The sequence below is a fragment of the Microcoleus sp. PH2017_24_DOB_U_A genome, from assembly GCF_020738205.1.
GTDB lineage: Bacteria > Cyanobacteriota > Cyanobacteriia > Cyanobacteriales > Microcoleaceae > Microcoleus.
Genome location: NZ_JAEQCT010000106.1, coordinates 1 through 20,321 on the forward strand (window position 1 = coordinate 1; position 20,321 = coordinate 20,321).

The following is a 20,321-nucleotide window of genomic DNA, read 5'->3' on the forward strand; positions in this document are numbered from 1 at the left end:
AGATTCCAAATCGCTCGACTTGGAGGCTAGTTGCTGCTGCAATTCGTTAGCCCAATGTTCTTTTTCGCCCAATTGATGCTGCAAAGATTCCAAATCGCTAGATTTGGAGGCTAGTTGCTGCTGCAATTCGTTGGCGCAATGTTCTTTTTCGGCGAATTGATGCTGCAAAGATTCCAAATCGCTCGACTTGGAGGCTAGTTGCTGCTGCAATTCGTTGGCCCAATGTTCTTTTTCGCCGAATTGATGCTGCAAAGATTCCAAATCGCTCGACTTGGAGGCTAGTTGCTGCTGCAATTCGTTAGCCCAATGTTCTTTTTCGGCGAATTGATGCTGCAAAGATTCCAAATCGCTAGATTTGGAGGCTAGTTGCTGCTGCAATTCGTTAGCCAAATGTTCTTTTTCGGCGAATTGATGCTGCAAAGATTCGTAACTTGACTTCGATACAGTTTCCTGCAATTGAGCTTCGAGAGTTTGCTTGTCAGCTAATTGCTGCTGCAATTCGGCGATCGCACTTTCGCCTTCGCTCAACTGCTGCTGTAAAGATTCGTAACTTGCTTCCAGGGGATTTGACTGTACGCTTACCGAGTCCAATAGGGTTTCTGCCGTTATAGCGTCATTAATGTCGCTTTCTTCGGCTGTTTCCCCTTCCAACTCAGCGGTATCGACCGCAGTTTCTTCACCTTTTTTCCAAGTGACACTAACTTGACTCTTGTCTTTAGAAATATCCAGAGCGCCTTTTGCCAAGCGTTCTAGGAGTTCTGACCTTGATATTCCCAGCTTTCGAGCGATCGCGTTCAATCGATCGGCACTAGAAGGAGTCAGCGAAAGTCCGACTTTGACTTTGCTTTCTGGATTTGAACTAACTACATTGCGATTTTTTTTGACCATTGGCATTTTCCTCATGCCAACCTACACTTATTAGTATAGTGGCTGAAGTTTCTATTAAAATCAATTTTTGTTACATACCAATTGTGGCAGCTTCTGTTCCCAATCTAACAAAAAACTGTGAATATACTCGCTTAGTCGATTCCTCGCCGCAGAACCGCTTCAACATTCCCCGGCCCGGTTTTTTTTCGGCACGATACCGCAGATAGCACAGTTGAGCTTGTAAAATACTATCTAAATTTGAGCTACCTGTCACGGCTTGGGCGCGATCGACCAAATCCAACTCAGCAGCCAGATAGTCTTTCAAGGTTACGAAAACGCCAGTCTTCACAACTTCCGTTGTTTCCTAAGGGCGACTCCACAGCAACGCCGACGCGGGAAAAACTGCTGGGCTTCCTCGGTCAAATCGCCACCCCAAGAGAGGTACGGTTGATGAGCTTGTAAAAATTGTGCGATCGACCGATTTAGTTAAGTTTGAGTAAGTTTTACAAAGCAGGCTGCACATCAAGAACAATCAAATGGCTGCGGGGGATCGTTCTAAAATTATCGCATTAATCGATCGGCAGTGCGATCGCAAATTGAGCCCCCTCACCCAACACCGAAGAGCAAGTCAAACTACCGCCGTGTATTTCTTCCACTATCTGGCGACTAATCGACAAACCCAACCCCGTCCCTTCCCCGACTAATTTTGTAGTGAACAAATGGTCAAAAATGTGTGATTTTACATCCTCTGAAATACCCTTACCATTATCTTTAATTTTTATTACCACCCTTTCTCTGTCTTGAGTTAATTCTGTAGTAATAATAATTGTATTACAAGCCACTGCAATTTCCGCAAAATTGCGTCCGTAACTGCACTCATTCACAGCATCGATCGCATTTGAAATCACATTCATAAATACCTGATTTAGTTGTCCCAAATAGCATTTTATCGGGGGAATCTCTCCATATTTTTTGATAACTTGAATTTCGGGACGAGTATCTTGAGCTTTCAGGCGGTGCTGCAAAATCATCAGCGTGCTGTCAATCCCATCGCAGATGTTAGCCGAGACTTTCACAGCCGTATCGGCGCGGGAGAAGGTTCGCAGGGAAGTGCTGATGTTGCGAAGGCGATCGCATCCCACTTCCATTGACGATAACATCTTTGCTGTATCTTTCAACACATATTCTAAATCAATGTCTGCGGCGTGGATTTCAATATCTTTACCCGGATTTGGACATTCTTGCTGATAAAGCCGCAAGTGGCGAAAGATATCTTTGATCGCCAAATTTAACTCCTTGATATTGCCATAAATAAAACCCACTGGATTGTTGATTTCGTGAGCGACACCAGCGACTAAATTGCCCAAAGCCGACATTTTTTCGCTCTGAATTAACTGAAGCTGCGATTGCTTAACTTGTATCAAAGCAGCAGTTAGTTCCGCCGTGCGATCGGCTACTCGCTGTTCTAATTCTTTATTGAGATTGCGAAGTTTTATGTGAGTGTTGACACGCGCCAATACCTCCATTTCTTCAAAAGGTTTAGTGATATAATCAACCGCACCGAGTTGAAATCCTTTAATCTTATCTGCTGTATCCGACAAAGCCGTCATAAACATCACAGGAATGTCCTTGGTAGCCTCGGATGCTTTGAGGCGGCGGCAGGTTTCAAACCCGTTAATTCCCGGCATCATCACATCCAGTAAAATTAAACTCGGCAGCGTATACTGAACTTGCTTGAGAGCTCGTTCGCCGTCAATCGCGATCGCAACTTCATAACCCGCATCCGTCAACGCCTCGGAGATGACATCCAGATTGGCGGGCGTATCATCTACCACTAAAATTAACTCAGCTTCTGACATAAATATTTTCTCCTGTTAGTTGATATGCTGGTTGAGAAAATCTTCAATTTTGTCCGATTGAAAGCTCTTTGCCAATTGCAGAATTGGCTGCATAAATTGAGTATAACTCTTGTCGAGTTGTTCGATGCGCTTAACTTCTTCAGTAAGTTTTTTCAAGCGACCCTGCTGGGCTAATTTCAGCAACAAAGCTAATTCTTCCGGTGCAGGAATTGTCATGGCTAAAGTTGCCTGAGGTGAATTAAATATAGGTTTTGGTGCTAATTGTTCGCCAGCAGATTCAATTGAGGCTGTCTCCTGATACTTCCATTCAATTTGCAAATGCTTTTGCACGATCGAAAATAATTCCTCAATTTGCACCGGCTTCGGCAGAAAATCATCGCCCCCAGCATCCAAACTTTTTTGGATGTCCATTTCATAGACAGAAGCAGACGAGACGACAGCAGGCACGTTTTTTAATGCTTCTGAACTCCGCAACAGCCGCAGCATTTCAAAGCCGTCCATCACAGGCATCCACAAATCAGCGATGATTAAATCCGGTTTTATTTGAGCTGCTTTTGCTAAGCCATCCTCGCCATTTTCAGCTTCGACTACTGCAAAACCAATTGGTTCCAGGAGGCAAACAATCACGGAACGGTTCTGCCAGTTGTCATCGACGATCAGAATTGTTTTCTGAGTTCCATGATAGCCCACAATCTTCTTCCCAGTAGCGGCTGCGGCTGCATTTGCCCAGTCAGCAGCTAAGGGAAAATTGACAGTAAAAGCGAAGGTGCTGCCGCTGCCAAAATCACTATAAACTTCAATTTTACTGTTCATTAAATTGACAATCTCGGTGCTAATTGCCAGTCCGAGTCCGGTGCCTTCTGTTTTGCGGTTGCTATCTCCTACTTGCTCAAAAGGTGTAAATATTTTTGACAGAGAATCGGGAGTCATGCCGACGCCTGTATCTTCTATTTGGAAGCGAATCAGTCGATGTTGAATTTGGGATTTGGGATTTTCGATTGCAGATTCCGCAGGTGATAAAAACTCGGGTTTTATTACTTCTATCTTGAAAGTTACGCTGCCTTTATCTGTAAATTTGACGGCATTTCCCAGTAAATTAATTAACACCTGACGCAAGCGTTTTTCATCGGCTTCTACGCCTTGGGGAAGTTCAGCATCTGGGAGATAAATCAAATCAATTTGTTTTTGTTCGGTGCGGATGCGAACAATCTCAACAATGCTTTGCAAGAAAGAGGGAAAATGAAAAACTTTCGGATGCAAATCTAATTTGCCTGCTTCAATTTTGGAGAGATCGAGAATATCATTAATCAGTGTCAAAAGATGGGAGCCACACTGGTAAATAATGTTCACGCCATTACGCTCTTTTTCTCCCCAAGATTGGGAACGGTTCATGATTTGAGCGTAGCCCAAAATCCCGTTGAGGGGAGTGCGGAGTTCGTGGCTCATATTGGCGAGAAAGTCGCTTTTCGATTGGTTGGCCGCGTCAGCCACTTCTTTGGCTTCTTGTAGTTGAGCTGTGCGTTCTTCTACTCGCTGTTCTAACTCATTATTCAGTTTTTTGAGCTTGGCTGCTGCTTGTTTATTTTCGTTAATTACCGCAGATAAAACAAAGGTGGTAACGGCTACAACACCGATAAAAGATTGCAGCAGAAACAGCGATTCGTTGAGGGAAGATCTGACAAAGGAACCCAAACCGTGGGATGTTCCAAAAACTGCGATCGCCGAAACAATCACCACCAGCAAAGTCGATTCCCGCGATGTGAATCGAAATGCCGACCAAATCAGCAGCGGAATCATCATGTATTCGAGGGGATACTGTTGCCAAAAGGCGATTTTGCTGATGACAACCAGCAACAGTAGCAAAAGTCCAAATTCTGCAATCTGCGGAGGCCGGAGTTTTTCGGACTGCTTGGGTTGCTGAGCCCAGGTCAAAATTGCTGGCGTCACAATCAGCGTACCAGCAATGATTGAGGTAAACCAACTCCGCCAAACTTCTGGGTAAGCACTCCAGGGGCTAATGCCTTGCACGCACAGTACGGTAGCCGCGAGAGTGCTGTTGACGATAGGGCTGGGTAATTGCAGCACAAAAAATCTGAAAACATCCTGGGATCTATCTAGTAAATTTCGGTATTTTACGAAGCGATTAATTAGAAAACTTGCTACTAGCAGATCGACGATATTCCCAAAAGCAGTTAAACTACTTACCAGCAAGTCTTGTGGGAAAAACATCATATATTTTACCATCAAATCGCTGATAAATAGAACAGGTAAAATCCGCCAATCCAGCAGGAGGAAAGCTGCCAAAAAAAGACCTGCTGACGGCCAAATTGCTACTGTTCCATTCTCGGATGAGATTAATAGGTATATTTCGCAAAGACCGAAGTGTATCGCAGGAATTATTAATGATGCTATGAGTATATTTTTATCCTGCACAAATTGAAACTTGCTCTTGGGTGTCTTTTTTTGTTGTCGCTGTCCTAGTAATTTTTGCATTAAAGTCAAAATTTAAACAATATTCAATTAAGCTAGTCCAGATTTATGTTGATTGGCAGTGATGCCGATCGCAATTATCGTACAATTCTAATCAGCCATTTTTCTCTCATTACCGACTACCCATTTGTGTATGACTCTACAATTAAGCGAAAAAGCCAAAGAATTAATCCCGAAAGCCCGAATAGTCAGCTTAGCAGCCTGGGAAAATTCGCACTCTCGCGCCGAAATCTAACTCATTCAGGCTGCTGACGATGCAGGCCGTTATCTCGCCGATGAAGATTTGTAACAATTTCACTCATCCGAACCAACATCTGTTGATGCTACCAAGTTCCTGCGCGGCTGTTTGCAACCCTAATTTTCCCGCGCGTAAAACCCTAAATGATTGGAAATTGGACGCTGCTGCATGGGAATTTTGTTCTGAATCGGAGCATTCAACAGTTTTGCTCCTGAGGGCGATGCTACTGCCAAAGTTACCGATCCGCCGCCATCCAAATTTAGGACTGTATCGGCTCCTAACTGCATCGAAATCTCTGTTATTTCGCTCAACTTCAGCCCTTCACTGTACATCCTCTGCTTGCCGTCTGCGAGAATGAACCACAATTTTTCGCCTGTTTTATCGATCGCCACAACTGTTCGCGGATAAGGTTTATCATCCTTGCTTTTTTCCGGGCTTTGTGCTAGGGCTTTGCCATTTTTCACCAGTACAGTATCTCCCGCAACTCCATAGGCTGTTCCCTGAGGACAAGTGCCGTTTTCGATTATTTGGGCGCGGTTGTTGGTGTCAAAACAAAGGGCGGGAAAGTGTGATTCTGGTTGAGAGTAAGCTTGGCCTTTGGAAATGGCGTGTCCGACGTTATTTACTCGATCGCCACTGCGGGGATAATAATTCCAAGGTGCTTCCTCAACGCAGGGATAAAAGAAATTGGCGTTGACTGCTAATTGCAATTTAAATTCTTTCAGGAATTCAGTAGCGATGCGGGCGTTGGTTTCGGTTAAATCGGGTGTGGCGGTTCCGGGTGTGACAAAAATTCCAATTCCTGGCGCTTTGAGGTCGATGCTAACAGTGTGAATGATGGCGGGACGCGGATTTGAGCGAAATTCCCGTCGGTAGGCGATTCCTTGAAATAGCGATCGCACTTCGTTTGTTTGTGCTGGACGCGAAAAGTAGGGAATGTTATAGATTAGTATTGGTGCGAGCAAGATTCCGAAACCGATAATATGAGAGATTTGTTTGATTTTGAGCGGATTGGTTAGTTTCATTTTGTGACGGAGATTTTTTAACGAACCGCGAAGACGCAAAGGATGCGAAGGAAGAGATGAGAGGGAAGTATGAATTATTCGGATTGTCTTAATTTTAGCAATCAAGTTTTGTGTAATCGATCGTTCCGGGGACAAGTTCTTAACGGTGCTGATTTCGGGGGTGCGGATGTTCGAGGCTGCAATTTTAGAAATGCTCAGTTGGAAGGGGCGAATTTTTTGGGTGCTAAAATGGGGCTTTCGGGGCGACAGATTGGTGTTTTGAGTGGCGTGGCGATCGCGATTTGTGTGATTGTGGGCGATGTTGTGACTCGACTGATTTTGGGAACCCAAGGACAGGTACCGGGTTCTCGCAGTTGGCCTTTTGTGCTGTTGCTGTACGGGGTTTTGAGCGTTGCTGGCATTGCTGGGGCGATCGCCCGTACACAGCCACCAACGTCAAAAGTGGGTAGATTGGCGGGAACAATTTCTGCTATTCTATCAGGGGCTTTGTTGGGATTTTTCTATGCTGGGACTGCAACTAAGAATAATTCTCAGGCTGCTCTTGCTGGAATGGCGATCGGCGGTGTGTTAATGTTTTTTGTGAGTTCCCGGATGCGGCATCAATTTGCTAAAATTGCGATCGTAGCCGCTGGAAGTGTTGTGACTTACGGAGCAGCTTTTTTGTTTTCTGCAACGGCTAGCGCTTTTCTGAGTACTCAGAAACTGTTTTTGGGTACGTGTTTCGCCTTGCTGTCGCTGCTGTATTTTTGGTTTTCCTTTGTCTCTTTCTCTGCTATTGTTCGAGAGATTGCAAATGCTGAGGGTACTTCGTTTACAGGGGCAAATCTCAGCGGTGCTAAGTTCGATCGCACTGATATTTTGCACTAATTTTAGCACCGGGCTAGAAGCCCGTTCCACAGCTATTTGATGTTAGTTATAGCCTTTCTCAAAAAGATGAGGTATGTAGTTGGGCTTGGGCCCAATACGTTTAGTGGTTATATAAGCTGTCAGTCATACCTCATCTATCTGAGAAGGGCTATAGCAACGGGCTAGAAGCCCGTTCCACAAATACTTGATTTTAGTTAGCAACGGGCTAGAAGCCCGTTCCACAAATACTTGATTTTAGTTAGCAACGGGCTAGAAGCCCGTTCCACAAATACTGAACTTGCTGGCGGGGAGGGCTTGTAGCTTGCACCTAAAATACTCAAATAGATTCTGATTTACACTCAGAAATATAAAAGCAATCGCCCCAGGCTTTTATCAAAAAAACTCAGGGGCGATCGAATTGAAATATTTATCTCATACAAGAGATTTTTTGCAAGCTGTTTTTTTTGCCTGAACAGCTTGTGTAACGGAGAGGGAGGGATTCGAACCCTCGTTAAGTTGCCCTAAACACACTTTCCAGGCGTGCGCCTTCAACCGCTCGGCCACCTCTCCAGGGCTAAATGAATTCATTCAGCCACAGCTAAACTATCTTAGCAGAACAAATCTGATTTGGGAAGGGGTAACGGCATAAATTTGTTGTTTAATGTGGGTAGGGTGTCAAACGGGCGAGTAAAATTATCCTGCCCTGTGTCGCAAACCCATTCATATCAAGGATTTTGTCGCCCAAGTCCAATCTAAAATCTAAAATCTAAAATCCCTGTTAGGAACCTCAGCCGCGACGGCATGAGGCTTGGAAGAGAAATCAAACAAGCCGTTCTGACCAGCCTAAGTCTTAACTGACTACGTTTTTTGAGCCACGACACCTCGAGATGCGAAGCTAGTCTCTTGCTCTGTCGCTAGTGGTTAAACAGTTTTAAGGTCACTGAAACAGTGCCACTAGCCGAACAAGCTCTAAAAACATTGGCGAAGCTAACATTACCCCGAAAGGGAGGCTCAATTGAGCGAATTACTATGCGTACAGGATTGGAAAATTTGAAGCGGTAATTGTCCCGCCCAAAGTGCAATACAAAAGTACACCAAGTCAACCAATCCCAAGGCGATAGTAAATTCAAAAACGCAAAGCCGTCCTTTTAGGACGGGGTTTCTACCCATAATTTTGATGACTCGCTCCTACACAATTAAAATTCATAACAGACAAACGGGCGATCGCCACACTGTGCGAGTACCCGAAGACAGGTACATCCTGCAAAGTGCTGAAAATCAAGGCGTGGAATTGCCGTTTTCGTGCCGTAACGGCGCTTGTACAGCCTGTGCGGTGCGCGTCAAGTCGGGACAACTGCACCAGCCTGAAGCAATGGGACTTTCTGTGGAACTGCAAAAAGAGGGTTATGCGCTGCTGTGCGTCTGCTATCCGCGTTCCAATATTGAGGTAGAGACGCAAGACGAAGATGAAGTGTACGAATTGCAATTCGGCCGCTATTTCGGTAAGGGTAAAGTGAAAGTCGGTTTGCCGTTGGATGAAGAATGAGAGCAAATTTGGTAAGCTGTTGCGCCTTTGAATTGCTTGTTGGGGGCGGGCTAGAAGCCCACCCCACAAAAGAGTTTAATTGATTTTTGATACACAATTTAAATGCAAAATAGCTTCCCAATTCCCAATTCCCCATTCCCAATTCCCAATTCCCAATGCCCCATTCCCCATTCCCTATTCCCAATGCTGCTTTATCGGTTATTTGCGATCGCCCTTTGCGTGTTGTTAGCTAGCTGCGAAAAACCAGAAATGCCCCAAGGTACGATCGCCAAAGTAGAAAGGGCTATCAGCGGCCAAACAATCGAAGTTATCAGTACAGCCGACAAAATTGCCTTATTAGAGCAAATCAGGCTGATTGGGATTGATGCACCCGATTTAAAACAGCAGCCTTGGGGAGAAGCAGCGAAACAAAGATTAGAACAGCTAATTGGGGGGAAAGAGGTATTGCTAGAATCGGACATCGAACAGAAAGACCAGTTCGATCGCAAATTAGCCTATTTGTGGCAAGATAAAATTTTGCTCAACGAACTGCTAGTCAAAGAAGGTTATGTTTTGGCCTCGGTGCGATCGCGCAATACCAAATATCAACAGCGACTCGCCAACGCTCAAGAATGGGCGAGAGTCATGGGTAAAGGCCTGTGGAATCCAGAACGAGCTTTGCGCCAAACTCCCGCAGAATTCCGACAGCAAAATCGGAAATAGTTGGCAGTTGACAGTTGACAGTTGACAGTTGACAGTTGACAGTTGACAGTTGACAGTTGACAGTTGACAGTTGACAGTTGACAGTTGACAGGGGAGCATCTCTGTTTTGATTTTATAGTGCGAGCGTCCCCGCTCGCGTATTGTACAATACGCGAGCGGGGACGCTCGCACTGTCAATAAATTGCTTTTTTGCAAAAGTGAGATGCTCTCGTTGGCAATCATTGGAAGCAATTACCAATTCCCTGTTTTGCCCATTCCCAATTCGCAATTCCCAATTCCCAATTCCCAATTCCCAATTCCCAATTCGCAATTCGCAATTCGCAATTCGCAATTCCCAATTCGCAATTCGCAATTCCCAATTCGCAATTCGCAATTCCCAATTCCCAATTCCCAATTCCCAATTCCCAATGACAGATAATCAACTACAAAACTTCCTTGAAATAGCCACCGAAGCAGCCCTCGCCGCTGGTTCCGTACTGCAATCTTTCTGCGGCAAATTAGAAAATGTTCAAGAAAAAGGCCGATCGGGCGATTTAGTCACAGAAGCCGACAAAGCCTCTGAAGCCGTCATCTTAGAAATTCTGGGCCGCTTCGTACCCGAACACGCCATCCTCGCTGAAGAATCGGGCAAATTAGGGGATGCAACTAGCAAATACCTGTGGGCGATCGACCCTTTGGACGGTACAACTAATTACGCTCACCAATATCCTTTTTACGCTGTGTCGATCGGGCTTCTGATCGACGGTATACCACAAATCGGCGTAATTTATGACCCTTTACATAACGAATTGTTTCGAGCTGGTAAAGGATTGGGCGCAACTTGCAACCGTAAGCCGATCGCAGTTTCGCAAAGTTTAGAATTGAGAACCAGCTTGCTAGTGACTGGCTTTGCATACGATCGGCGCGAAACAGCAGACAATAACTATGCCGAATTCTGTCACCTCACCCACCTCACCCAAGGCGTGCGGCGCAGCGGTTCCGCAGCCCTAGACCTCGCACATACAGCCTGCGGGCGATTGGACGGATACTGGGAACGGGGACTCTCCCCTTGGGATGTAGCAGCCGGTGTACTCATCGTTTCTGAAGCCGGAGGTGAAGTTACAGCCTATGACGGCGGTGCCTTTGAGATGAGCTCGGGTCGGGTTTTGGCGACAAACGGCAAAATACACGCCGAACTCAGCGGTGCATTGCTTTCAGTTCCGCCCTTATCTTCCTGGAGGTAGCGCTTCGACAGCAAGGACTCAGGGATAGTACGGGGGTCACAACCCCTGAAGTCAAGCTACATTAAAGAATAGTCAAAAGTCAGGAAAGCGAGAGTAAAAGTTATGTCTTTTGAAATGACAAAAGGGCTGTTCAAGTACGACTTTACAGATCAGCACGCAATTTTGGGAATTCCCCTAGACGCAGAGTTTAACGACATCCGCAAGCGCTACATGAAAATCGCCCGCCGCTTGCATTCGGATACTTGCTCTTTTGAAGACCAAGCGGATAAAGAGTGGGCCAACCAATTTTTGTCAAAAGTGGTCAATCCCGCCTACAACAAATTCTCTAAGGAAAGCGATCGCAAAGAATACAACCTGCTATTAGCAGCTATCGCCAAGCGCGTTGCTAAAGAACAAGCAAAAATGCAAGTCGAAAGCGCAGCAGCCAAAGAGTTAGCTACCGCTAAAGATTTGGAAGAAGCTTATAAAACAGCAGTTGGCAAACTCGCTCTCAAGCAGTACGAGTCGGTTCAAGAAACCCAAGATGCGATCGATCAAATTAGCGAACTCAACATGGTTTACCTGCTGCGAAAAGAGCGCCTTGGCGGTGTCGTTTCAGCCGGTTCACCCCCAAAAGCCACAAACCAAACTGCAACAGCAACCCCAGCAGCAGCAACTCCCGCCGCAACTCCTGCGACTGCAACTCCTGCCGCCGCACCGCCACCCAGAGTCCCAGCATTCAAAGACTCGCTGGCCGATCAATCTTGCATCCGAGCCCAAGGATTCATGGACAGCAAAAATTATGCCAAAGCAACTTTGGAGTTGAAAGAAGCCCTGAAGCGCGAACCGAAACACAGCAAAGCTCACGGTTTGTTAGCAATGTGTTACTTTCAACAAAATCAAGCCACAATGGCAAAACTTGAGGTGCAAAAAGCTTTGGCATCAAATCCTGAAGAACCGACGGCTTTGGAGGTTAAGAAAAAGCTGGAACAAGCTTCCGCAAAGGATAAAAAAAGTGAGGGGAAACCGGGATTTTTTGCAAGTTTGTTTGGCGGGAAGAAAAAATGATAAGTTGTCAGTTGTCAGTTGTCAGTTGTTCAGTTGTCTGTTTTGAATCATCGTTGAAAAGATAATACGGCGGTTTCAAGCGCCCGGTCTTCCGATCCCAAGCGTATTGTTGATACTTTAATTTGTTAAAGTCGAATGTTAGGGTGGCGGCGTTCGACTTTAACAAGGTGTCTTAAAGGCAAGCTTCTAAGTCCAATCAAATACGATTTTCAATTAAAGAATGGGGAATAATTGACTGGTGAGAGTTGGGAACTTGCCTGAAGTGGCATTCTTTTGTGAAATTGGTATAGAATCTAAGGTCTAAAATCTAAAATTGATATGGTTCACCAACCCCCATCGGGTGCAAGAGATTTATTGCCCCTTGACGTTGCTCAAAAAATTGCGATCGAACGGCGCTTGCAGCAGGTGTTTCACCGCTGGGGCTATCACCGGATTATTACTTCTACTCTAGAGAGGCTGGAGACGTTGATGGCTGGGGGCGCGATCGACCGATCGACCTTAATTCAACTCCAAGACGCTGAAGATGGAGAACTCGGCTTGCGGCCAGAATTGACAGCATCCATCGCCCGCGCGGCTGCAATGCGGATGTCCGGGACAAATTGGCAGCCCCAGCGCCTCTACTACAACGCCAATGTCTTCCGCAAAGGCCCGGATACGGGTTCAGGCGGGCAACAGGAGTTCTATCAAGCGGGGGTAGAACTGCTGGGCGCGGGCGGGAGCGTTGCGGATGCGGAAGTGCTGCTGCTGCTGTCTGAGTGCTTGCAAAACTTAGAAATTGATGACTGGCATTTGGTGCTGGGAGAAGCGGGCTTAACTGCAACTTTGCTAGAACCGTTTGGGCCAAACGTGCGCCAAAAAGTGCGCGGCGCGATCGCCAATCTCGATCGCATAGCTTTGGAAACTTTGCCGCTGTCGGACGAATTGCGAGAAAGAGCTCTGCTGTTGTTTGACTTGCGCGGCAAGCCAGAAGAGGTATTGGAGATTGTGGCGAAGCTGGATTTAGATGTGCCGCAGCAAGCAGCATTAAATGAACTCAAAAGTGCGATCGAACTGCTGGAAAAATGTCAAGCAAAAATCCCCAATCTGAAATCTCACATCCACCTCGATTTGAGTTTAATTCAAACCTTTGACTATTACACTGGAATAGTGTTTGAAGTTGTCAGCAGCAGCAAAAGCGGACAGCGAGTATTAGGACAAGGCGGACGGTACGACCAACTGCTAGGACTGTTCGACCCCCAAGGGCAAAATTCCCCCGGCATCGGGTTTTGTCTGAATATTGAAGATTTGCACCAAGTTTTGTTGACAGAGGGTCAATTGCCCACAGAAACAGCAGCTAGCGAATGGTTGGTAGTGCCTCAAACACCGGAAGCAGCGGCGGCGGCCTTTGATTATGCCCGCCAACTCCGAGAGTCTACTCCCCTAGTGCGGGTGGAGATAGATTTGGAGAGTCGGGAGACAGAGGAGGCTGCTAGAGACTACGCGCGCGATCGCAGAATCGCTCAAATTGCTTGGGTAAATGCCGAAGGCGTCCCAACAATTGAAACAGTAAACTAGGATCTGTTTGAAACCTAATTCCTAAGATCGTGTCCAACAAATTACCAGCAATAAAAACGGTTCGTAGTGAGGACTTCAGTCCGCAAAAAACCAAAAGAATAAAATTCTAACCAGGTTCGTAGTGAGGACTTTAGTCCGCAAAAAACCCTAAAACTAAACTCTTCACTATGAACCAATTGTATTGTTGTAGTTAGAAAGACATGATATAATTTCCAATCCCAAATCCCAAATCTAAAATCTAAAATAGAAACATGGCGCACACTATCGTTACAAATATCTGCGAAGGAGTTGCTGATTGCGTCGGCGCTTGTCCAGTTGCTTGCATTCATCCCGGCCCCGGCAAAAACGTCAAAGGCACTGATTGGTTTTGGATTGACTTCGATACCTGCATAGACTGCGGCATTTGTTTGCAGGTGTGTCCAGTCGAAAATGCGATCGTCGCAGATGAACGGCCCGAATTGCAGCAAACTCCTACTTGATAGCAATTGAGGGCTAGATAGCCCAGCACTTACGCACGGCATTATCAACCCGGTTTCTTCAGAGATTCTTCGTTAATAAACTCAAGATTTATGAAGAGAAACCGGGCATATTTAACATTAGTTATATATAAAAAATTCCCTTCCCTTCTCCTCTCTTCCTTCGCGTCCTTCGCACCTTCGCGGTTCGTTTAAAAAAGCCTACAAGAAAATGCAAAATATCGCACTTTCCCCCGAACAAATATTATCAATCCGCAGCCACGGCGAAAGCGCTTATCCAGAAGAATGCTGCGGTTTATTGTTAGGTACAATCACTGACGATATTAAAACTTTAGTAGAAGTTTGGCCGGCTGACAATGCTTGGAGTGCAGAAGCCCAGGAGAATTGGCCCGAACAAACAGGATTGACAGAAAGACGCAGATATGCTATTAAGCCTGAAGATATGTTGCGGGCGATGAAACACGGGCGCGATCGCACTCTTGATATTATCGGCATATATCATTCTCACCCGGATTGTCCGGCAGTGCCCTCGGAGTGCGATCGCAAAATGGCATGGGCCAAATACTCTTACATCATCGTATCCGTGCGACAAGGCAGTTCAGAAGACCTCCGCAGTTGGAGTCTTGACGCAGAGGGCAACTTTCAAGCAGAGGAAATTATCGCGATCGAACCGACTCAGATTAAGAAATAATTACTAAACATAACAAACACGTAAAAATGCGAAAGATTCAGATAGGATGTAATTCAAAATCGGCGTATAACAGAATATCATGCTAAATCCTAATCTGGACGAGATCCAGCTCAACAAACAAGAATACGAACGCTACTCTCGCCACCTGATCCTGCCAGAAGTTGGATTGGAAGGGCAGAAGCGTCTCAAAGCAGCCAGCGTGCTCTGCGTCGGTACGGGAGGACTGGGTTCGCCGCTGCTGCTGTATTTAGCAGCCGCCGGTGTTGGCCGCATTGGGATTGTAGACTTTGATGTTGTTGACCATTCCAATTTGCAGCGCCAGGTTATTCACGGCACTTCTTGGGTTGGGAAGCCGAAGATTGAGTCGGCGAAAAATCGGATTTTAGAAATCAATCCTTTTTGTCAAGTTGATTTGTACGAGACTCGCGTTAGTTCCGAAAATGCGATCGCCATTGCCACTCCCTACGATATCATTATCGATGGTACGGACAACTTTCCGACTCGCTATTTAATGAACGACGTTTCCGTGCTTTTGAACAAGCCCAACGTCTACGGTTCCATCTTCCGATTTGAAGGACAAGCAACAGTTTTCAACTACGAAGGCGGCCCGAATTACCGCGATTTGTACCCAGAACCCCCGCCTCCTGGGATGGTTCCTTCCTGTGCCGAAGGCGGCGTTCTAGGAGTTTTACCTGGGGTAATTGGCTGCATTCAAGCCACGGAAGCTATCAAAATCATCTTAGGTCAAGGTACAACTTTGAGCGGCAGATTGTTGCTGTACAACGCCTTAGATATGACATTCCGTCAGTTGAAATTGCGACCGAATCCAATACGTCCGGTAATTGACAAGTTAATCGATTACGAACAATTCTGCGGCATTCCTCAAGCTAAAGCCGAGGAAGCAGAACAACAGAAAATTCCTGAGATGACTGTCACCGAACTTAAAAAATTAATCGACAGCGGCGCCAAGGATTTTGTATTGTTGGATGTTCGCAATCCTAACGAATATCAAATTGCTCAAATTCCTGGGTCAGTTTTGGTTCCATTACCGGATATCGAACACGGCGCAGGTGTTGCGAAGGTCAAAGAATTGTTGAACGGACATCGCTTGATTGCACATTGCAAAATGGGCGGCCGTTCTGCGAAGGCCTTGGGCATCTTGAAGGAAGCCGGAATTGAGGGAATTAATGTTAAGGGCGGGATTACTGCTTGGAGTCAAGAAGTAGATTCGTCTGTTCCTCAATATTAAATTACTTTAAAGGCGATTAGAATTCACGGCGATTGGAAATCGCGGCTACACAAACGATGTCCACCTCCGTGGACGAAGAGGTAAAATCTTCAACCCGCGGAGGCGGGTTTCGTCTGTGTAGACGCGGTTTCAACCGCCGGGTTTATTTAAATTTAGCCCGAATATTCTTGAAATTTGCGCCCAACATCACCAAACCCCAAACCACAACTCCCGCGCCGATACTAATCAACAATACCAACACAAAAGAATTAATTCCCACCTTCAGGAAAGGCAAAGCAATTACCTGATTCGGCTGATCTTGTTTAATTAAATAAGGAGAACTACCAGAGACTATTCCGGCGACTCCCAAACCAAAGCCGACAGCTTGAATCGTGACTTCTAATTTTGCATCGCGATAAGCTTCTTCAATGGCGACAACTCCTCGAATTGCTTCCATTGCTTTGTCTAGCAAGCCGGTGCCGTGGCTGAAGTAGCCTAAGTCACATTTGATTTGTGCTTGAAACTGCGGCGAGGTTTCTTTGCTGAATAATTCGAGAAAGCTTAAATCACAGTCACTTTCATTGTATTTCTTCCGGGATTTTAAGTCAAGACTTATTTGATATAATTTATCTTGGTAGTTTTTGGCGTTAATTGCGATCGTATTTTGCCGAAATTCCAAGTCCATCAGCAACCGGGCATACTTGACAGCGCGCGGCGGCATCTCGATTGTCTGACGTTCCAGGCGTTCTAATTCCTCTTCCTTTAAGCCTGCACCTTTCAATTGCCGCTGCTGGGCTTCGTCTTGCCGCAAATAATTAAAAGTCGCGTCGATATTGAGCTCAATTTGTTTGTATTCCTCGCTAATCACCCGGTAAAGTTTCCGGGTATCGCGATAGGCGCGGAGAATCTTATTGCGGTACAAAAATAACTCGACAAAATCGCTGTACCGCGTCTCATCCCAGATTTCCTCAGTTGCAGAACTGCTGAAAAACCAGACTATAATGTGGTACTCAGTATCCTGGCGATTGGGATCGCCGTATTCTAAAATTGGGCTACCGAATAACTCGCCTTGACGGTAAAAATTCGGCTGCTTGTCACCGCAAATAAACTTTTCTAGACACTGTTGGGCTAAACCTTTTAGAAACTGCGAATCTTCCCGCGCGGCCTGGTTTTGTTCGACACTCAGCCAAGCTGTAAGCAGCAAAGTTTGACCGAAATAGCTTTGCACAAAATCGGGCAGCAAGCAGTTATCGGGATTAAATTCTTTGAAGATGGTAACATCGACAGCGGGCGTTTTTATATTGTTAACTTTTTCGGGGACGCGAATTTGCAAACCCAAAGCATAGCTGTCATCAATCCGCAGCGGTTGGGCGAAACCTTTGAGGCTAATTTGCTGGTTGTCAAAGGAAATATCCTTAGCAAAAGCGAGAGAATTTCGACCGCCGACAACTTGTTTGTTAATTAGTTCAACTCGCCATCCGAGAGGTTCATCTTTTTTGGGTAAATAGCTGCCGTTGAATGCTTTACCGACTGCTAATTTAGTTTGCAATATCTCGTTGCACTTTTCCCACAGTTTGGTTAATTCTACAGGAGAACTCGACTCTGTTTCTGAGGGTTTGCAGAGGTGATAGGCAAATAGATAGACATTGGGGGCATAGATTTTACTATTTTGAGTCATTGTCTTTATCTAATTTCTGTGCATCTAGTTGTTGAAGTTTTTTATAAGTTTCTTCAATGTCTTGACGCAGAGTTTGAGTAGTATTGGTTAACATTTGCTGTGTGGTTGCAGTGGGTTCACCGGCATCCTCGATTTCTTTCCGCGTACAATCTCTTAATGTATCTCCCAATCCATGATGGGCACACCACTTGCTGATAGTCATAGCAATGGGAAATAATTCATCATCGGCTGATTCTGCTATTTCTGTATCTAGTTTCGGTAAATCTTGCCATGCTGTGGGCATGAAAATGCTCGGATTTTCGCGCAACCATTTGAAGAAGACAATGATAACTTTTTCGGGTTCCATAAAACAATTCTCCGTTAATAAAATGTCAGGGTTGGTTGGTTGGGTGGGGGCGGGTTTTTGTGATTTTTTTGTCGGAATCAAAGATGGTTGGTGAACCCGCCCCTACGGAATTGGGTAAGACAATCATACATCAAGAATACCCAAATTTGTAGGGGCGGGTTCGCCGACATTTGTATCATCCCATCCCCAAATTCATAAACCCGCCCCCACCCATCGCAGATATCGAAAAACCTGTTTCCTAATATCCAGTAGCACAGAATGCCGCCCAATACTTGGGATGACTAAAAGGCCGTTCCTCTAGCGATGATACTAACCACAGTTCCACACTTTGCCCAGATTTTTTATCTAAATTTAAGGATTTCACCCAAACTCCAAAATCCTCCTTGGTGACGGCGCGCATCCAGTTTTGGGCGGCGTTCAAAGCGACTGCGACTGAAACTTTCGGTAGCAATTCCTGATAAAATTTTATCATTAAAATCGCCGTCGCAAAATCATCGACTGACCACAATGTGCTCACAACATTCATACTCCCAGCATACAAGAAGCCGCTGGGTAAACCAATGTACTCATCAGTCATTTCTGTTGAACTGGTTAACCCAGTTTCGCAGGCGGAGAGTGTCACGAGATTGCACTTACTTAACTCTAAATCGGCAAAGATTTCTCGCAAGGTTAGGCATTTTTCGGGGATGGCTTTTCGCCCGCTTCGCATTGTCACATAGCGGCTTTCTGCATCTGTCTCGTTATTTTCCTCGATGGAATCGGCTAGGGCGAGAAGGGACAGCAGCGGATCGTCAAAGTTAAAGACTCCGTGACATGAAAAGTGGATATAGCTAGCATTGGAGAGGTTTTTGAGGTTTTCGTTGAAAGCGATTTTGGTAGCTTGTTGTTTGATTAAGATATCATGGGTGTCGAATCTTTGTTTGATGATTTGTACTTCCATATCGGCGTTCGATAAATCTTCGGTGGGATTCTGAATCGCAAATAATGGCTGAAGTTCGGGGGCGGGAGATGTGCGGGTTTTGATGCGGTTTTGTACGAGTTCTAATAGTTGCAAACTGGGGGCGTATTTCACGCCGCTGGGGAAGCAGTCTAGGAGGTTTCCGCAAAATTCGGTTTGTTGAGTGAACCGGGTTTGTGATGTGAATGGTAGGGCGTGGAGGGGGAATAAGTGCAGGTAGCGGTGAGGTACTAATATTAGTTGACGGCAATGATTGGGAATTGTGGCGACTATCTCATCTAGCAGCAAGATTTCGGAGAGTTTTTGCAGTTTGGCGGATAAGGTTTGTTGCCAGATTTTTTGTTTGGCTTTGTCGCGGTATTCGTTGAGATAGTTGTTTTTCCAGGTTTCTAATTCGGCTATTTCGGTTGTGGTATATGTGACTAATTCTATGTTGTTGTGGGTGATGATGAATGCAAATCCCCCCGTAGGGGCGGTGGATGGTGCGTGCCCGCCCCCGCCGATGTACCATTCTATAATTGCGGTTTCGGTGTCTAAGGTTTGTTGGAATTCGGGGATGTCTATGGGTTGGATTTTTTGAGTTAGTTTGAATTCTGGTTCTCGCTGTTTGAAGATTTCTAGGTATTGTTCTAGTTGCTGTAATGCTGTTGCCAAATTATCTTGTTGTTGTTGAGGGGATTGTTGGAGGGAGGCGATTTGGCGGCGCAGGTTTTGGAGTTGCTGTTTTTCGGTTTGGGTGGCTGTTTTGGGATAGATTTCGCTGTTGGTGAAGAGTTCGACTAGGTAGCGGGATTTGCTGCGTTCGATTGTTTGAACTGCTTTGTGATATTGTTGGTGATTGATGCAGGATTGCATCATTTTTTCGTAGATGTTGAGGTTTTCTTCGATAATTTCTCGTTTGCGGTTTTCGGAGGCTATCCACTCGCGGCTTTGTTCGACTGCTTCGATCGCTTTTTCGTAGCCGAGTATGGCGGTTTCCCACAAGTTTACTGCTAATGCTAAATCGCCTAAGTTTCGCCCTGTTTGCAGACAGTCAAGAGGTAAGGTGGTAGGAGTCCGAACTTGTAAAGCAGCTTGATAACATTCGATCGCCCGTTCGATATTCTCTCCTCTATCGAACTTGATTCTGTCACTGTAAGCACTTCCTAAATTATTTTGGCATCGCGGGTGTAAACTTGTAAAGCAGCTTGATAACATTCGATCGCCCTTTCTAAATTATCACCTCTGTTTACCCATATTTGATCACTGTAAATAATTCCCAAATTATTTTGAGTCATTGCCCAATCTTGGGGCAAAGCATCGCGAGTCCGAACTTGTAAAGCAGCTTGATAACATTCGATCGCCCGTTCGATATTCTCTCCTCGAACGAACTTGATTCTGTCACTGTAAGCATTTCCTAAATTATTTTGAGTCGTCGCCCAATATTGGGGCAAAGCATCGCGGGTGTAAACTTGTAAAGCAGCTTGATAACATTCGATCGCCCGTTCGATATTCTCTCCTCTATCGAACTTGATTCTGTCACTGTAAGCACTTCCTAAATTATTTTG

Annotated in this window: 19 protein-coding genes and 1 tRNA gene; 9 read left to right on the plus strand and 11 right to left on the minus strand. The window is 45.5% G+C overall.

All coding sequences use genetic code 11. The features are described from left to right. From JGK07_RS26255 to JGK07_RS26275, 5 genes are all read right to left on the minus strand, one after another. Nucleotides 1–888 (minus strand): ribbon-helix-helix protein, CopG family (locus JGK07_RS26255; protein WP_293239702.1); only part of this gene is annotated, 888 nt, incomplete at its 3' end. Nucleotides 889–958: 70 nt separating this feature from the next. Further along, nucleotides 959–1,216, minus strand: coding sequence for a hypothetical protein (locus JGK07_RS26260; RefSeq protein ID WP_293185880.1), 258 nt, complete (start codon nucleotides 1,214–1,216; stop codon nucleotides 959–961). A gap of 220 nt (nucleotides 1,217–1,436) precedes the next feature. Then, a complete protein-coding gene (locus JGK07_RS26265) occupies nucleotides 1,437–2,726 on the minus strand; it encodes a response regulator (RefSeq protein ID WP_293191598.1) in 1,290 nt (429 codons plus the stop codon). A 15-nt stretch (nucleotides 2,727–2,741) separates the two neighbouring features. After that, nucleotides 2,742–5,219, minus strand: a complete 2,478-nt coding sequence (locus JGK07_RS26270) for an MASE1 domain-containing protein (RefSeq protein WP_293225964.1) — start codon at nucleotides 5,217–5,219, stop codon at nucleotides 2,742–2,744. 351 nt (nucleotides 5,220–5,570) lie between these two features. Then, the gene (locus JGK07_RS26275) at nucleotides 5,571–6,479 is read right to left on the minus strand and encodes a phosphodiester glycosidase family protein (RefSeq protein WP_293185883.1); all 909 of its coding nucleotides are present in this window, start codon (nucleotides 6,477–6,479) and stop codon (nucleotides 5,571–5,573) included. 69 nt (nucleotides 6,480–6,548) lie between these two features. On the opposite strand from JGK07_RS26275, the gene JGK07_RS26280 reads away from it, so the two are divergent. Then, entirely contained in the window at nucleotides 6,549–7,346 is a 798-nt protein-coding gene (locus JGK07_RS26280) for a pentapeptide repeat-containing protein (protein ID WP_293225962.1), read from the plus strand. Nucleotides 7,347–7,810: 464 nt separating this feature from the next. Here JGK07_RS26280 and JGK07_RS26285 read toward each other — a convergent pair. Further along, a tRNA-Ser gene (locus tag JGK07_RS26285) sits at nucleotides 7,811–7,895 on the minus strand. A gap of 607 nt (nucleotides 7,896–8,502) precedes the next feature. Between JGK07_RS26285 and JGK07_RS26290 the strand changes: the two genes are divergently transcribed. Then, nucleotides 8,503–8,871 (plus strand): 2Fe-2S iron-sulfur cluster-binding protein, encoded by a 369-nt coding sequence (locus tag JGK07_RS26290; RefSeq protein WP_293155842.1) that lies wholly within the window; start codon nucleotides 8,503–8,505, stop codon nucleotides 8,869–8,871. 102 nt (nucleotides 8,872–8,973) lie between these two features. Beyond that, nucleotides 8,974–9,573 carry a thermonuclease family protein gene (locus JGK07_RS26295; RefSeq protein WP_325315760.1) on the plus strand — a complete coding sequence of 200 codons (600 nt, stop codon included), beginning with the start codon at nucleotides 8,974–8,976 and terminating at the stop codon, nucleotides 9,571–9,573. A 218-nt stretch (nucleotides 9,574–9,791) separates the two neighbouring features. Here JGK07_RS26295 and JGK07_RS26300 read toward each other — a convergent pair whose 3' ends face one another. Further along, the gene (locus tag JGK07_RS26300) at nucleotides 9,792–9,995 is read right to left on the minus strand and encodes a hypothetical protein (protein WP_293225960.1); all 204 of its coding nucleotides are present in this window, start codon (nucleotides 9,993–9,995) and stop codon (nucleotides 9,792–9,794) included. Between JGK07_RS26300 and JGK07_RS26305 the strand changes: the two genes are divergently transcribed. The 6 genes from JGK07_RS26305 to moeB all read left to right on the plus strand — a co-directional run bounded on the left by JGK07_RS26305 (nucleotide 9,981) and on the right by moeB (nucleotide 15,813). Then, on the plus strand, nucleotides 9,981–10,796 hold the full coding sequence (locus JGK07_RS26305; RefSeq protein WP_293225958.1) for an inositol monophosphatase family protein: 816 nt from the start codon (nucleotides 9,981–9,983) through the stop codon (nucleotides 10,794–10,796). The two genes, JGK07_RS26300 and JGK07_RS26305, sit on opposite strands and share 15 nt — an antisense overlap. A 102-nt stretch (nucleotides 10,797–10,898) precedes the next feature. Further along, on the plus strand, nucleotides 10,899–11,843 hold the full coding sequence (locus JGK07_RS26310) for a tetratricopeptide repeat protein (RefSeq protein WP_293198631.1): 945 nt from the start codon (nucleotides 10,899–10,901) through the stop codon (nucleotides 11,841–11,843). Nucleotides 11,844–12,161: 318 nt separating this feature from the next. Beyond that, complete coding sequence (locus JGK07_RS26315; RefSeq protein WP_293225956.1) at nucleotides 12,162–13,397, plus strand: ATP phosphoribosyltransferase regulatory subunit; 1,236 nt, start codon at nucleotides 12,162–12,164, stop codon at nucleotides 13,395–13,397. 251 nt (nucleotides 13,398–13,648) lie between these two features. Beyond that, nucleotides 13,649–13,876 (plus strand): ferredoxin family protein, encoded by a 228-nt coding sequence (locus JGK07_RS26320; RefSeq protein ID WP_293130872.1) that lies wholly within the window; start codon nucleotides 13,649–13,651, stop codon nucleotides 13,874–13,876. Nucleotides 13,877–14,084: 208 nt separating this feature from the next. Next, nucleotides 14,085–14,564 carry a M67 family metallopeptidase gene (locus tag JGK07_RS26325; RefSeq protein ID WP_293206757.1) on the plus strand — a complete coding sequence of 160 codons (480 nt, stop codon included), beginning with the start codon at nucleotides 14,085–14,087 and terminating at the stop codon, nucleotides 14,562–14,564. 79 nt (nucleotides 14,565–14,643) lie between these two features. After that, a complete protein-coding gene (gene moeB / locus JGK07_RS26330; protein ID WP_293206756.1) occupies nucleotides 14,644–15,813 on the plus strand; it encodes a molybdopterin-synthase adenylyltransferase MoeB in 1,170 nt (389 codons plus the stop codon). A 142-nt stretch (nucleotides 15,814–15,955) separates the two neighbouring features. On the opposite strand, the gene JGK07_RS26335 is transcribed toward moeB, so the two are convergent. The 4 genes from JGK07_RS26335 to JGK07_RS26350 form a co-directional block, all read right to left on the minus strand. Continuing rightward, the gene (locus JGK07_RS26335) at nucleotides 15,956–17,470 is read right to left on the minus strand and encodes a hypothetical protein (protein WP_293185893.1); all 1,515 of its coding nucleotides are present in this window, start codon (nucleotides 17,468–17,470) and stop codon (nucleotides 15,956–15,958) included. Continuing rightward, nucleotides 17,457–17,816 (minus strand): hypothetical protein, encoded by a 360-nt coding sequence (locus tag JGK07_RS26340; protein ID WP_293185894.1) that lies wholly within the window; start codon nucleotides 17,814–17,816, stop codon nucleotides 17,457–17,459. Before JGK07_RS26340 ends, JGK07_RS26335 begins: the two co-directional genes overlap by 14 nt. Nucleotides 17,817–18,054: 238 nt before the next feature. Then, nucleotides 18,055–19,971 (minus strand): CHAT domain-containing protein, encoded by a 1,917-nt coding sequence (locus JGK07_RS26345; RefSeq protein WP_293291118.1) that lies wholly within the window; start codon nucleotides 19,969–19,971, stop codon nucleotides 18,055–18,057. Continuing rightward, nucleotides 19,920–20,321: tetratricopeptide repeat protein (locus tag JGK07_RS26350; protein WP_293271621.1), on the minus strand; the 402-nt coding region annotated here is incomplete at its 5' end. The genes JGK07_RS26345 and JGK07_RS26350, both read right to left, overlap by 52 nt.

Coding starts and splice junctions, on each gene's coding strand:
- JGK07_RS26325 (WP_293206757.1), top strand. CDS start 14,085: ATGCAAAATATCGCACTTTCCCCCGAACAAATATTATCAATCCGCAGC.
- JGK07_RS26315 (WP_293225956.1), top strand. CDS start 12,162: ATGGTTCACCAACCCCCATCGGGTGCAAGAGATTTATTGCCCCTTGAC.
- JGK07_RS26275 (WP_293185883.1), bottom strand. CDS start 6,479: ATGAAACTAACCAATCCGCTCAAAATCAAACAAATCTCTCATATTATC.
- JGK07_RS26305 (WP_293225958.1), top strand. CDS start 9,981: ATGACAGATAATCAACTACAAAACTTCCTTGAAATAGCCACCGAAGCA.
- JGK07_RS26295 (WP_325315760.1), top strand. CDS start 8,974: ATGCAAAATAGCTTCCCAATTCCCAATTCCCCATTCCCAATTCCCAAT.
- JGK07_RS26265 (WP_293191598.1), bottom strand. CDS start 2,726: ATGTCAGAAGCTGAGTTAATTTTAGTGGTAGATGATACGCCCGCCAAT.
- JGK07_RS26340 (WP_293185894.1), bottom strand. CDS start 17,816: ATGGAACCCGAAAAAGTTATCATTGTCTTCTTCAAATGGTTGCGCGAA.
- JGK07_RS26270 (WP_293225964.1), bottom strand. CDS start 5,219: ATGCAAAAATTACTAGGACAGCGACAACAAAAAAAGACACCCAAGAGC.
- JGK07_RS26320 (WP_293130872.1), top strand. CDS start 13,649: ATGGCGCACACTATCGTTACAAATATCTGCGAAGGAGTTGCTGATTGC.
- JGK07_RS26280 (WP_293225962.1), top strand. CDS start 6,549: ATGAATTATTCGGATTGTCTTAATTTTAGCAATCAAGTTTTGTGTAAT.
- moeB (WP_293206756.1), top strand. CDS start 14,644: ATGCTAAATCCTAATCTGGACGAGATCCAGCTCAACAAACAAGAATAC.
- JGK07_RS26335 (WP_293185893.1), bottom strand. CDS start 17,470: ATGACTCAAAATAGTAAAATCTATGCCCCCAATGTCTATCTATTTGCC.
- JGK07_RS26290 (WP_293155842.1), top strand. CDS start 8,503: ATGACTCGCTCCTACACAATTAAAATTCATAACAGACAAACGGGCGAT.
- JGK07_RS26345 (WP_293291118.1), bottom strand. CDS start 19,971: ATGTTATCAAGCTGCTTTACAAGTTTACACCCGCGATGCCAAAATAAT.
- JGK07_RS26310 (WP_293198631.1), top strand. CDS start 10,899: ATGTCTTTTGAAATGACAAAAGGGCTGTTCAAGTACGACTTTACAGAT.